Origin of the sequence: Frankia sp. AgB32 (assembly GCF_023243045.1) — a bacterium.
Lineage (GTDB): Bacteria > Actinomycetota > Actinomycetes > Frankiales > Frankiaceae > Frankia.
Map to the genome: position 1 here is coordinate 1 of NZ_JALKFX010000033.1, position 12,408 is coordinate 12,408.

Sequence of the window (12,408 nt, forward strand, 5' to 3'; positions counted from 1 at the left end):
AAAGTTGACCGGAAAGGGATCGGGTGTTGGCGTGTCGGGATGGACGAACACCCCTCCTCCTTAACCGAGTGGCATTGCGCCATGGCCAGCAGTAAACCCTTATGCCATCGGTGGATAAGAGCCGATAGTCGGAGGGCAATCCGGTCGACACGCTCTTCTTGCTCCGAACTTTCTTTCCCGCTGCGGAATCCATCCCACCAGAAAGTGGCGGCCTGGCATATTCTCCCGGTTTGCGAGTCGCCGACACGACGGGGAACTGTTCTTGCCGTCCGCATCAACACGGCCCTACGGTGGGTGCGTGTCAAAGACATGATTCAACGCTGGCCGAGACGGTGTTCCCGACCTCCGTATCTGGCCGATCCATTTGTTTCCGAGGAGAACCGTGCCATGAACAGACACCGAATCCTTGCCTGAGCAGCGGTGGCCACAGGTGCACTGGTCGGCCTGTGCACCATTGCGGCCGTGCCCGCCCTCAGCGCCACTTCCGCGGTCCCATCATTTTCCGCCCCGCGGCTCGTTGTGAACAATTTCAGTCCCTCCACCGGCTGGCAGGTCGACCGTCATCATCGTGAACTTGGTGACGTCAACGGTGACCACCGTGCCGACATCGTCGGCTTCGGCGAAGCCGGCGTCTGGGAATTACTTCCGTCGTAACACCGAGCACGGTCCTGGCGCCGCCTCCGGATCGGTGGAGCCGACAATGGCAACACCTTGAGGTCCTTATCGAATCCGTATCTGCAAAAACGAATGTCCTGCTTCCCGTCCGGGCATGTGCCGGGCGGGACACAGGAGGTTAGGACTGCTCGACACCACCCTCGCGTACGCCGACCTGATACCCGCCATCGACGGAGGCATCGGCGTCGACGGGAGTGCACGAGAAATATCCTGCCGCCCGGGACTGTGTCGCCAACGGTGTTTCCGGCATGCTTGATCAGTAGGTCTCGGCGGCAGGCCAGTCGGGCGGTCGGGACGACGGGCCGTCGGTGGCCGTTGGCGATGTTCGGTGGCCGTTGGCGGCTGGTCGGTGGCTGTCGGCGGCGTTCGTTGGTCGTGAGGTGCGCCGCGGGTTGGCTTTGCTGGTGTGCGCGCACGTGGTAGCGGGCGGCCACCGGGTGGTGGCCGCCTGGGCGGGTCTGGGGGTGGGTCCTGCCGTGGGGTTGTGGGTCAGGGTGGGAAGGTGATGGTGGGGTTGCGGTGGCAGTGGGGGTTCTGTCGGGGCCGTCGCTGCGGGTCGATGTAGGCGGGTGGGTGAAGCTGGGGTCGGCCGTGGCCGTCGAAGCTGACGTCCCACCCTTCACTGTGGATCCGCCGGTGGTGCTCGCCACAGACGAGAACCAGATTGTCCAGGGATGTGGTTCCGTCCTGCCACCATTCGATGACATGGTGAGCGGCACACCACGAGGCGGGTCGATCACACGCGGGGAACACGCAGCCCCGATCGCGGGCGATGAGGGCTTTGCGAATCTGCGGCGGAATCGTGCGGGTCGTGCGCCCTACATCGAGTGGAACACCATGGGGATCGAGAACGATCCTGGTGATCTCACAATCGCACAGGATGCGGTTCAGCGCGGCGCGGGGCAGAGGAAGCCCCCAGCTGGTTTCGGCGGGGTTGATGCCGGCGTCGAGGAGCATTTCCCACGTCATGATCACGCTGACGTGTGGGTGGGTCCCGCCTGAGGTCGGCACGGTCTGCGCGGTCAGTGCATGGTCGATGAGTTCGAGCAGGGCGTCTGCGCGGCGCCGTGCGGGGCTGCGCGGGTCAGGGGTGTCGTTTTCCCCGGGCCGCGGGGCAGCGAGATTGTCGATGGCAGTGCGCAGCATCGCCGCGCCTTCGGCGTCGAGTTCTCCGTTGAGGAGGCTGGTGCCGGACGGAGTGTCGGTGATGGTGAACCGGCGGATGGCCGTGGGGTCGGGTGCGGGGCCGCGGTTGTCCCCGGGTCTGTCCCGCCCATCCGGGTCGCCGACGCCGCCGCCTGTCCTGTCACCGCTGTTGTCCGCGCCGCCGCTGTCGGCGTGGGGGTCGCCGCCGCCGGGGCTGATGTCGGTCATGGTGAGGCTCTCGCAGATACCGGCGGCCATTTTCACCAGGTCATAGGGGTTGTAGGTGGCGGCGAACTCCAACAGCATTGCTTCGGCCCGCGCGCGCTGTTCGTCGCTGGTCTGCGGGGGCAGGACGCGCATGGCCTCACAGATCACCCGGGCATGATCCAGATCGATGGTGCCGGTGGCCAGGGCCTGTCCGGTCACCTGGCAGGTACCGCTGAGCTCACGGGCCACCCTGACGAGACGGCGGGCTTCGCGGGGGGCGAGGGCGTGCTGGCCGATCAGCCAGGCGGGCAGGTCCGGCGCACCAAGGCGGGCCGCGAGTCCCCGGTCGGACGCTTCCACCAAAGCCACACCCCGCGCCGCCGCCACCCGCGCACCCACCCGGTGAAAGCCATGCAGCAGATCGGCGAGCTGGCCGTCAGGCAACTGCCAGTGCCCGCCCGCAAGAAGACCGTCAAGCTCGGCCTCGATCGTCTCCAAGGCGGTGAGCAGCGGATGTTTCCTCGGCTCGCCAACCGGACCACCGACTGCAGCACCCCCGGCAAGGCCGGCGCCGGGGTCTTCGTCCAGGAACATGGAACAACCGTATGGCCCCGCCACCCGGATGTCGAACTAATGTTCGAACGGGTGCGTGGGTGTCGCAACTCGCCCGACAACGACGGAGGAGACCGACTTGCCCCGCCTGGCGGCCCGCCGGGCAGGCACCTGCATCCCGGCGCTCACCGTCGGTTGACAGAGACCACCACGTCCGCGACGTACAGAGCCTGGGGCCGTCTGCGAGCGGTTCCGCGTAACCGCGCTGCCGCCGGCCGGCTCCAGTCCGGCGTGCGTCAGCTGGCGAACGAATGCAGGCGGGCCACGCTCAGGCTCTGCTGGGCGCCGAATTCCTCGAAGACACAGACGTGCCGGAAGCCGAGCCTGTCGGAGAGCGCCAGCGATCGCTGGTTGGCGGTCTGCGTGACGACGAGGATGGGCTGATCGGGCAGTTCGGCCGCCGCGGCCCGCAACGCCGCCATTGCTGCCTCGAACGCGAGCCCGGCGCCCCATTCCTCGCGCCGCAGCGTATAGGACAGCTCCAGTTCGTCGCGGTCATCCGTGACATGTCCGGGTCGGTCAGCCGGCCGTCGGGCGAGCATCAGGGTTCCGATGAGACGATCGGTTCCGTTGCGGGCAATCACGTAGCTGCCAGGCTTGGCAGTGGCATTCTCGATGCCGCTTGTGTCGAGGTGGGACTCGACGTCGCGCCGCGGCCTGGGGCCGCCGAGGTAGGTCCGTACCACTGGATCGGTAAAAAGCTCGATGATGCCACTCCGGTCGGCATCGTGCGCCTTGCGGAGCACGACACGGCCGGACGAGATCTCCTGTGCGGACAGCGTCGGCATACTCACTCACCAATCCTCGCCATGCACAGCCGACTCTTCAACGCCGCCGCGCCGCCGGCAGCGGGTGGGGTGCGTCGGGGCCGGGAGCTGCCGAGGCCCCGGAGACGCGGCTTTCCCGGTCAACGCTGATCAGCTTCTGGTCGACCGGGATGCCACCGCGCAGTCCCGCAAGCCCTGGCCGATGGCGCGAGGAGTAGGAATCTTGCCTGAAGTTGCCGGCAAGAAAGGGCAAACCAGCTGCCGATTCTGCGTGGGTGGCATCTCTCACGCTGGAATCGACGCCGCCCGGGTCCTTCGCGCAGGCTGATCGGCCCTGATCCTGCCCCGCCCGCATCGACGGCCGGGAGCATTCCCTGAACGCGAGGTCACCATGTCCCCTGAAGACTCGTCCCACGCAGTGAGCCATTTCCAGCGCCGACCGACGCGACGATCAGGTTGCGGTACGCCGCTCCGGCCTGCAGCACCCTGTCGTCCACGTGGATGTGCGGATCACCCAGGCCCGTCGACATCACGTCAGTATGCGCCGGTCAGCATGTTCCGGCGAGGTCGGCGAGATGCCTGCGACAGGAGGTGGACGGGCGTGCTGGTCAGCTCGTCGGGACGAAGGCGTCCGCAGGTCCGGCGAACCTCCCACCACCGTGACGAGGCGTGGAAGCACAAGGATTCAGGATGTGGTCGGGACGGGTCGGCATGATGTCGATCGTGTCGGCGCGGTAGACGACGACTTCTACGCCGATTCGTCAGGGGTGCGTCCTGAAGCCGTACGTCAAAGCCGATTTCCGCGTTCCAGCCCGGCAGCGGCCTCCAACGGGACCGCGAGGATCTCGATCAGACGGCTGTGCCGTGTGATCCCGCCGGGCCTCACGACCGGGACAGCGCCAAGTTTGCTGGTCAGCGGTTTGGCGCCGACAGTCCGCTGCTGCTGTGCGTCGACAGCCCCCCGGTGTACCGATGCGCGTCATTTTTGAGAATGCAATGATCATTTATGGGATCGGTCTGTGTGTAGTGGTTGCGAGGGTTGGTGGGTCACCCGCATGCTGATCGGCTGACGTGCTCGCGGGCAGTGCTCCCGCGTGATCGACCACAGCTTCCCACCACCGGTCTACAGCCCGGAGCGGATGTCAACGAGTCTGGATCAGCGGGCGCGGCGTGCGCTGAACGTCGCGGCGCTGTGGGTCGGTTGCGACCTGGTTCGCGCCGCCGCCGGCGCAGCGGCCTCGTGGTCAGGTGCGCTGCCGCGAGCCGTGGCCGCGAGCGGTCGGGGCGCCGCGGCCCGCCCGGGACGGTGGTTGCGGCCGCCGGCGGGGCGGCGTCCACGCCGGGTGCCCGTTCGAGGGGTCGGCTCGGCGCCGCGATGTCCACCGGCCGGTGTGCGTTGGCCTGGCGTGATGCTGGTTTCCGGCTCGATCGCGGGGCTGGTGAGCGACCGGACGCCGGGAGCGAGCCTGGCGAGGATGGGGTGATCGGCGGAGGCGACCCGGGTGGTCGTCGGCCTGATGCCCGCGGCGCGGGCCAGCTGCGTGACCTCACCGAGCTGTTCCGTGGTCGCCAGGGTGATGACGGTGCCGCTGTTGCCGGCGCGCGCGGTGCGCCCGGAACGGTGCAGGTAGGCCTTGTGGTCGGCCGGCGGATCGGCGTGGATCACGAGGGCCACGTCGTCCACATGGATACCGCGGGCGGCGATGTCCGTGGCGACCAGCGCCGAGGCCCGGCCGGTGCGGAAGTCGTCGAGGTTGCGGGTACGGGCGCCCTGGCTCAGGTTGCCGTGCAGTTCGACCGTGGGCACGCCGGCGCGGTTGAGGCGGCGGGCGAGCGCCTTGGCCCCGTGCTTCGTGCGGGTGAACACGACCGTGCGGCCCGGTGCGGCGGACAGGTCGACGAGCACGGGGAGCCGGCCGTCCCGCTCGACGTGCAGCAGATGGTGGGCCATGGTGCCCACCGGGGACTGGGCGGAGTCGGCCTCGTGCACCGCGGGCCTGCTGAGGTACTGGCGCACCAGGGTGTCGATGGCCTTGTCCAGGGTGGCCGAGAACAGCATGCGCTGCCCGCCGGTCGGGGTCTGGCCGATCAGCCGGCGCACGGCAGGCAGGAACCCCAGGTCGGCCATGTGGTCGGCCTCGTCCAGCACGGTGATCTCCACCTGGGCCAGCGAGCAGTGGCCCTGCTTGAGGAGATCCTCGAGCCGGCCTGGGCAGGCCACGACGATGTCGGTGCCCCGCCGGATCGCGGCGACCTGCGGGTTCTGCGCGACGCCGCCGAAGACGGTGCACGAGGTGAGGCCGGCCGCGGCAGCGAGCGGGCGCAGCGCCGTGTCGATCTGCGCGGCAAGCTCGCGGGTGGGTGCCAGGATCAGCGCGCGCGGGGCCCTGGCCCGGGCCCGGGGGCCGCCGGAGAGGCGGGTGACCACGGGCAGGAGGAACGCGAGCGTCTTGCCGGAGCCGGTGCGGCCGCGGCCGAGGACGTCACGGCCAGCGAGCGCGTCCGGCAGCGTTGCCCGCTGGATGGGGGTGGGGGTCTCGATGGCGAGACGGGTGAGAACGTCGGTCAGGCGCGTGGGCACACCAAGTTCGGTGAACGAGGACAAGAAAAGATCGCTATCTGTGTGGATGTCCCGCCGAATTCCGGAGGTCCGAGGTTCTCAACCGGTTACGCGCGGAGCTAAGGCCCGACGCTGGGCACTAGGTGCTACGACGCGCGGACAACTCGCGGCAGGAGCTCGACGAGCTGATGCGTCGAGTGTAGCTGATCCGTGTGACGGTGCGTGCGGGCCGGCGCCGCCGCCGGGTCGGCGGACACGAGAATGGCCCGCGCCTGGCAGCGGGCCATTCCGGAGGGCGGGGTCGGTTAACACCTGATCGTGACCGTCGCCGTGGCGAGCGCCGGCGGGAGCTTCGTCACGTTGATCCTGAGGATCTGGCCGTCGTCGACGATGCCGCTGGCGTCCAGCGTCTTCTGGTGGACGAGGTACCTGCCGGTCGTCGTCGACCTCACCGGCGCGCATGCCGTCGTGTCGGACAGGCCCGACGTCTCACACGCGGCCTCGTCCTGGCCGAGCAGGTGGGTCCATGCCGAAGTCGCTGTCGTTGGCGAGGTACAGCGTCCTGCCGCCGTCGAGGGCCGCGACGCCCTCGATCTTGTCGTGGCCGAACAGCGCGCCCGACGGGTCCAGCGTGTTCAGCAGGGTGCCGACCTCGAGGTAGGTGGTCTTGCTGACCGGCTTGACACCCGCCTTCGTGAGCAGCGCCTGGGCGTCCGAGGTGGACACGTCACCAACGTAGGCGTCGATCGACCTGTCGCCGATCGTGTAGCCCAGCGGGTTCGTACCGTCACCCCGAACGTCGGTCGCGCCGGTCAGGTCGATCTCGAAGAGGTCCTTGACCGCCGGCTTGCCGGGCTTCTCCTGGTTGCCGTCACGCTCGTCGACGAGGAACTTCGTCGCGGACAGCGCGCTGATCTCGCTGACGGCGTTGCCGGACGTGCCCGGGTTGTCGAGCAGGTACAGGTACTCGTGGGTCGCCCTGGTCCGCAGGTCGACGGTCACGATCCGCACCGGGCGACGTTCGCCGCCTTGACGGCCTTGCCCTTCGCGTTAAGGCCGTAGTCGGCCACCGTGAGGGCCGACTGCATGATGCCGACGAGGGGTAGCTGGCGTATCGATAGAGACAAGAGATCTTCGTGGTACTCGGGCGGGAACCAGCCGACGATCCCGCCATTTGTTATGATTGCTTGGGGTCGGTGCGGAAGAGAGCTGGCATAACATGGAACATAAGGGTCGCCGAACTGGGCTGCCACGCGGAGCTTGAAGTCGAGTACGGCATCGATACCGTCGACAGCTGCGGCCCGGATATCCTGTTTGCCGAAGAGGATGACGTTCAGTTCCTTGCCGCTGCGTAGAGCTTCGACTGCATTGTCGCTGTAGTCGCTCATGGACACCATCACGCCGATGGTGCCGGTCAGCTTGCCGTCAACCTTGCCCTTGAATTGGTAGATCGTCGATGCTGGGATCTTATTGCCATGCCACTTGGCTTCAAGGAGGTAGGCTCGGCCACACCGTACAAACGAGCCGTCGATCTCCTCGCCCTTCGGCCTGAAGGCGGGCCATGGCTGCAGGCCGGCACGGGCAGGTAGCCCCATGAGCCACGCTTCGAAGCGCCTGCCCCGCTCGTGCGGCGGTAGTCGAGCGAGTGACTCCAGCTTCTCCGTGGGCCCCCTAGATCGGAGCGTATCTGCGCGTAACCTGCCGAAGGGTGCGGTCGGAGCACTGACGGTCACCCGCTGGAGAAGCGTGCGGCGAGGTCCCGGGCCCAGCGGGCGGCGCTGGTTGCCTGTCCGGCGGCGACCGGGCTGCCCGGCAGTCGGCCCAGGCGCTCCACGTGCTCGGCGAAGCGCAGGTGCTCGCGCTCGGCGTGGTCCCGGCAGGCGAGGCAGGTGACGCTCTCCGGCCGGCGGGACGTCATGGCGTAGGGAACGCGCAGACCGCACCCCGCAGTGACGACGGTCGGCGCGTCCGGAGCGCTTCCGACCGACGCGACAACCAGATTGCGGTACGCCGCTCCGGTCTGCAGCACCCTCTCGTCGACGTGGATGTGCGGATCGCCCGGGCCCGTCGACATCGCTTCAGTATGCGCCGGCGAGGTCAGCGAAAGGTCCGGGCGAACGTGCGCGCCGACCACCTTGTCGGGCGAGCTCTCCAACCGGGGTGGGGGAAGTCGCGATCGACGCCAACCGGCCGTGTCGCGGTGAGGGGCAGCGTCGTCAACGTCGATGGGCGTTCGCGTAAAGCAGGTGCGGCATCGCGATGCTCACCGGAGACCTGGGCAGTGGATCAGTAGCCTGGCGGAATGAGCCGCCAACGTGCGACGGTCACGGTCACTGCGGACCTGGTGATCCTCACCATCCGGGCGGGGCAGCTCTGTGTGCTCACCGTGGAGCGCGGCAACGAGCCGTTCGTGGGCCTGCCGGCGTTGCCCGGCGGATTCCTTCGGGGGGACGAGAGCCTCGAGGAGACAGCCTGTCGCGAGCTTGCCGAGGAGTCGGGGCTGGATGCCACGTCCCTGTATCTGCAACAGGTGGGTGTCTACTCCGCGCCGGACCGGGATCCGCGCAGTCCGCGAGTGATCACCTGTGCGTACCTTGCCATCGCGCCGAACCTTCCGCTGCCGCAGGCGGGTTCGGATGCCCGGGCGGCCAGGTGGACCACCGTTGCCGACGCCCGCCAGGAGCAGTTGGCCTTCGATCACGGTCGGATCCTCGCGGACGCGGTGGAACTGGCTCGTGACCAGCTTCAGTTCCGTACCCTCGCTCCATCGTTCTGCCGGCATGAGTTCACCATCGCGGAGCTGCGCGAGGTGTATGAGGTCGTCTGGGGCGTGGAACTAGACAAACCTAACTTTCATCGCAAAGTGACCGAGTCGCCGGAATTTATCGTGCCGACCGGCCGGAAGCGCTCCACAGGTAACGGGCGCCCTGCTGCTCTCTACCGCGCTGGTCGCGCCGCCGAGCTGGCCCCTCCGATGATGCGGCCGCGCCGACCTGCTCTCCAGCAAGCACGGAGACCGCTTACCGTCAAAATCCGAGAATGACTTGATGTCTTGATGACACGAACGTAGTGTGGTCCTCCGTCAGGTAAAGTTCCCGATGTGCCCGTCGACGGCCAAAAAAGTCGACGCCCTCCCCTGATCATGCTGGAGGAAGCCACGAGTCCCGCTCGTCCGTGACGTTCCTGAATCCAGGCTCATCCTTCTATGGGCCTGCGACTTTCACCGCTTCCGGTGGCGATCCATCGCTGCCGAAACGGCATCCTTCTCACTTCTGTGTGTGGGATTTTCCGGTGTTGCCCCGCGGGTCTTCCGCGGTACGGATGAGCTTCGGAGGCACCGTTGTGCGCCGACTTCGAGTGCCCGCTCGAACAATGGTTTGCCGCGCTCGAAGAGTCGCTTCTCCTATCGACTCGGAGTCAGTCCAGTTTCTTTCCATACCCCTGGTCGGGAGTTCTTTGTGATTGCAATTCTGACCGCGCTGAGCGTCGAGCATGATGCGGTGCGGGAGCTGCTCGTGGATGTGGAAGAGCGCACTAGTGCCGGTGGAACGATCTTTGATGTCGGCCGGCTCGCGACGGATCCTGAGGTACGCATCGCGCTTGGCGTCACCGGTACGGGCGCGCTGAACGCCGCAACGCTGGCGGAACGAGTCATGGCCAGGTTCTCGCCAGCCGCCGCCCTGTTCGTCGGGGTGGCCGGCGGCCTGCGCGACTGGTTGGAGATCGGTGATGTCGTCGTCGCCACCAAGATCCACGGCTATCAGGCCGGACGAAGCGAGGACAGCGAGTTTCTGGTCCGTCCGAACGCCTGGCTGGTCTCTCACGAGCTGGAGCAGCTCGCTCGTCGGCTGCCGCGGGATGGCCAGTGGCGATCCGGTCTGCCGTCGAGTCCTGGGGAGAAGGCCCCCGCCGTCCACTTCGAGGCGGTGGCCGCCGGCGACGTCGTGCTGAACTCGAGGATCTCCGCGGAGGCCGAACGAATTCGGCGGAGTTTCAACGACGCCGTCGCGGTCGAGATGGAGAGTTCGGGCTTCGCCCATGCCTGCCACCTGCGTGGCCGGGTGCCGACGGCAACGATCAGGGCGATCAGCGACCGGGCTGATGGCACCAAGAGCGTCACGGATGGCCGTGGCAGCCAGCGCCTGGCCGCTGCCAACGCCGCCGCCTTCGCCGCCGCTCTCGCGACAGCCGTCGTCAACCGGGACGAGCCCCATGACGGGCAGGAGACTCGGTCGCCGAACCGTCCCGCGCCCGCCGCGCCCACGTCCGTCCGAACCTCCAACGTCGTGCGTGATGGACGGGTCGGCGTGCAGAGCGGCAGCAATACGGGCGAATTTCGGGTGACTTTCTCCGGAAGTCCCGATCATGACTGACGAGGACTCGACCGGGTACCAGAACCCGTATGCCGAGTACAGCAACTCGAATGAGAACGGGTGGGTTGGCCAGCAGGTCAACAACAACAGTGGGCATATTTTCACTCACATCAGCCCGGTCTATCACATCAACGAGGACGACCCGCCGGAGAAAAAGCAGGAAGTCGCCGTCGCGTACCTTCGCAGTGGAGCGCCGAGGCCGGCGGAAAAGATCCTTCGTGACCTCCTGTGGAACGGACATGCCACCGCGGAGCGGGCCTACTATTATGTTCTGTCGGTTCTCGGCGCGCGATCGGTATACGAGATCGACAGTGGCCTGATTGAGGAAATCTGGCAGGCCCGGAAGATCTGCGCCACGGATGCTGACGGCGAGTGGCGCGACGCGCTCGAAGTGGTCATGGGACTGCTGCGCTGGCAGCCAGACCAAAGCGGTGAGGAAGTCGAATGGGACGGTCAGTGGCAGAGTCTGCGGGTGTTCGATGCTCTGCCGGCGCGGCGGCGAGAAGAGATCGGTGAGCATCTCACGCTCGTCGTCCAGGGGCGCGTTCGTGAGCATCTTGAGGCGCAGGCACGTAGACGCGTCCTGAGCGAAAGGGTGCGGGACGACAGGGTGAAGCGCGCCTGGAAGTTCTTCGAGCTGCCGCCGCTTGAACCCAGGCTGTATCCGCGGGCGCCGCTGGCGGAGCAGCCACCCGACCGAGGGGCGTACATCGGAGGAGCACTGTTCCTGCTGGCCGGCGTGGGCGTGCTGCTGGCCAGCCTGTGGTGGACGGTGGTCCTTGCGATTCCCCTGCTGACCGGCAGCGGTTGGGTGCTGATGCGCCATCGGACGGATGCGCAGGCACGTCAGCTTGTCGACGCGGCTGACGATCTCGACGGCCAGCTGTACCGCACCTTGGGGGAGCCAAAGTCTCCCGGGCACTATGTGCCGAACGAACTCGTGGCCGATCTGCGCAGGGTGGTCGACGAGCAGTTCGCGGCGGTCCGGCCGCACCGTCGCGGGAACTGGCCGGAGCAGACGGCTGCGACCCGTGCCTATCTCAAACATCGTCTCGTCACGCAGTACGGGAACTCGCAGCGGTCGGCGGACCAGGTGAAATGGCTGGCTCGTTGGTACGCGCGTCGGGTGACCGAGCCGGTCGCCCACCCTTGGCAGCCGCGTGGGAGGCCGGTCGACGACGCGGTCGATCAGCCAAACCGCGATCGGGACTTCTGGTTCGGCGTCCTGGGTTCGGTCCTCACCCTCGCGATCCTCCTGGCCTTCGGTCAGATCGTCGCGGTGCCGCTGCTGGGCGCTGGTGCTGGGTGGGTCGTCGTGATGGGGCGCAAGGCATTTATAGTGCGGCTCGCCGGCACGATGCGACAAGGGGACGAACAACGGCTGCTGGTGGAGGAGCGGCAGGGCCTTGCCGAGTGGCACGAGTTGCTTGCTGACCGGCCGAGCGACACCGAGATGGCCCGCTGGCTGGCGATGGACAAAGCGCACATCAGGTATGACGCCATGGATCGAGCGGGCCTGACCGACCGCGATGTCGTGGCGCACATCATTATGACCGAGGGTGCCAAGGGCGCGAATGCTGCCCGTCTCGGCGATGGTCCGCTCTACTACTCGTCCTACCTGGTCAGGGTGTTCCTGCTCAGCCGCAGCGGGGTTCGGGAGGCGAGCGCCGAACTCGACCTTCTCACGGGAGACGTTCGCAACGAGAAAAGAAACCTCTTTCGATACGACGCGCTGGCATCGGCACGCGTGAGAGAGACCGGAGTGCGTCGGACTCGCGCGAAGAACGGCCAGCCGACCAGCAGTGCGAAGCTGCAAGCGGTGTCCTTCAAGCTGTGTCTGGTCAACGGCGAGGAGATCGTCTCGGTGTCCGAAGCACTTCGGCGTCCGGAGAGCTCCCTCGACGAGGAGGAGGGCCTCGCCGACCTCGTCCTTCGGACCTCGGGTATCGAAAGCGCGCTGCGTGTCCTGGAGTCGGTGGCCGCGGAAGGATCTGACTGGATCGTTCGCGACCAGGAACGACGAGCCCGGTGGAGCCACGACCTCTTCGGATCCGACCGGTGAGGAGGT

11 protein-coding genes and 1 pseudogene are annotated in these 12,408 nt (G+C 67.2%); 4 read left to right on the top strand and 8 right to left on the bottom strand.

Annotation, left to right across the window (positions count from 1 at the left end):
* Nucleotides 1–420: 420 nt before the first annotated feature.
* A complete protein-coding gene (locus MXD60_RS12525) occupies nt 421–654 on the top strand; it encodes a hypothetical protein (RefSeq protein WP_248819212.1) in 234 nt (77 codons plus the stop codon).
* Between the two features lie 510 nt (nt 655–1,164).
* Here MXD60_RS12525 and MXD60_RS12530 read toward each other — a convergent pair.
* From MXD60_RS12530 to MXD60_RS12565, 8 genes and pseudogenes are all read right to left on the bottom strand, one after another.
* Nucleotides 1,165–2,622, bottom strand: coding sequence for an HNH endonuclease signature motif containing protein (locus MXD60_RS12530; protein WP_248819213.1), 1,458 nt, complete (start codon nt 2,620–2,622; stop codon nt 1,165–1,167).
* Nucleotides 2,623–2,876: 254 nt separating this feature from the next.
* Complete coding sequence (locus MXD60_RS12535) at nt 2,877–3,428, bottom strand: GNAT family N-acetyltransferase (protein ID WP_248819256.1); 552 nt, start codon at nt 3,426–3,428, stop codon at nt 2,877–2,879.
* A gap of 665 nt (nt 3,429–4,093) precedes the next feature.
* Nucleotides 4,094–4,272 (bottom strand): annotated as a pseudogene (locus MXD60_RS12540) (Uma2 family endonuclease); the annotation flags it as partial.
* 291 nt (nt 4,273–4,563) lie between these two features.
* Nucleotides 4,564–5,988: a DEAD/DEAH box helicase gene (locus tag MXD60_RS12545; RefSeq protein WP_248819214.1), complete on the bottom strand. Its 1,425-nt coding sequence runs from the start codon at nt 5,986–5,988 to the stop codon at nt 4,564–4,566.
* 284 nt (nt 5,989–6,272) lie between these two features.
* Nucleotides 6,273–6,419: a hypothetical protein gene (locus MXD60_RS12550; RefSeq protein WP_248819215.1), complete on the bottom strand. Its 147-nt coding sequence runs from the start codon at nt 6,417–6,419 to the stop codon at nt 6,273–6,275.
* Nucleotides 6,420–6,456: 37 nt separating this feature from the next.
* Nucleotides 6,457–6,969: an esterase-like activity of phytase family protein gene (locus tag MXD60_RS12555; RefSeq protein WP_248819216.1), complete on the bottom strand. Its 513-nt coding sequence runs from the start codon at nt 6,967–6,969 to the stop codon at nt 6,457–6,459.
* Nucleotides 6,966–7,700, bottom strand: a complete 735-nt coding sequence (locus MXD60_RS12560; RefSeq protein ID WP_308222456.1) for a restriction endonuclease — start codon at nt 7,698–7,700, stop codon at nt 6,966–6,968. The genes MXD60_RS12555 and MXD60_RS12560 overlap by 4 nt, the downstream gene beginning before the upstream one ends.
* A complete protein-coding gene (locus tag MXD60_RS12565) occupies nt 7,697–8,041 on the bottom strand; it encodes a hypothetical protein (protein WP_248819218.1) in 345 nt (114 codons plus the stop codon). The genes MXD60_RS12560 and MXD60_RS12565 overlap by 4 nt, the downstream gene beginning before the upstream one ends.
* A 228-nt stretch (nt 8,042–8,269) precedes the next feature.
* On the opposite strand from MXD60_RS12565, the gene MXD60_RS12570 reads away from it, so the two are divergent.
* The 3 genes from MXD60_RS12570 to MXD60_RS12580 all read left to right on the top strand — a co-directional run bounded on the left by MXD60_RS12570 (nt 8,270) and on the right by MXD60_RS12580 (nt 12,402).
* Nucleotides 8,270–9,010 (top strand): NUDIX hydrolase, encoded by a 741-nt coding sequence (locus MXD60_RS12570; protein WP_248819219.1) that lies wholly within the window; start codon nt 8,270–8,272, stop codon nt 9,008–9,010.
* 334 nt (nt 9,011–9,344) lie between these two features.
* Nucleotides 9,345–10,340 (top strand): 5'-methylthioadenosine/S-adenosylhomocysteine nucleosidase family protein, encoded by a 996-nt coding sequence (locus MXD60_RS12575; protein ID WP_248819220.1) that lies wholly within the window; start codon nt 9,345–9,347, stop codon nt 10,338–10,340.
* On the top strand, nt 10,333–12,402 hold the full coding sequence (locus MXD60_RS12580; protein WP_248819221.1) for a hypothetical protein: 2,070 nt from the start codon (nt 10,333–10,335) through the stop codon (nt 12,400–12,402). Before MXD60_RS12575 ends, MXD60_RS12580 begins: the two co-directional genes overlap by 8 nt.
* Nucleotides 12,403–12,408 lie beyond the last annotated feature (6 nt).

Excerpts from the sequence above, each read along its gene's own strand:
- MXD60_RS12535 (WP_248819256.1), bottom strand. The coding sequence starts at position 3,428 with ATGCCGACGCTGTCCGCACAGGAGATCTCGTCCGGCCGTGTCGTGCTC.
- MXD60_RS12565 (WP_248819218.1), bottom strand. The coding sequence starts at position 8,041 with ATGTCGACGGGCCCGGGCGATCCGCACATCCACGTCGACGAGAGGGTG.
- MXD60_RS12530 (WP_248819213.1), bottom strand. The coding sequence starts at position 2,622 with ATGTTCCTGGACGAAGACCCCGGCGCCGGCCTTGCCGGGGGTGCTGCA.
- MXD60_RS12580 (WP_248819221.1), top strand. The coding sequence starts at position 10,333 with ATGACTGACGAGGACTCGACCGGGTACCAGAACCCGTATGCCGAGTAC.
- MXD60_RS12570 (WP_248819219.1), top strand. The coding sequence starts at position 8,270 with ATGAGCCGCCAACGTGCGACGGTCACGGTCACTGCGGACCTGGTGATC.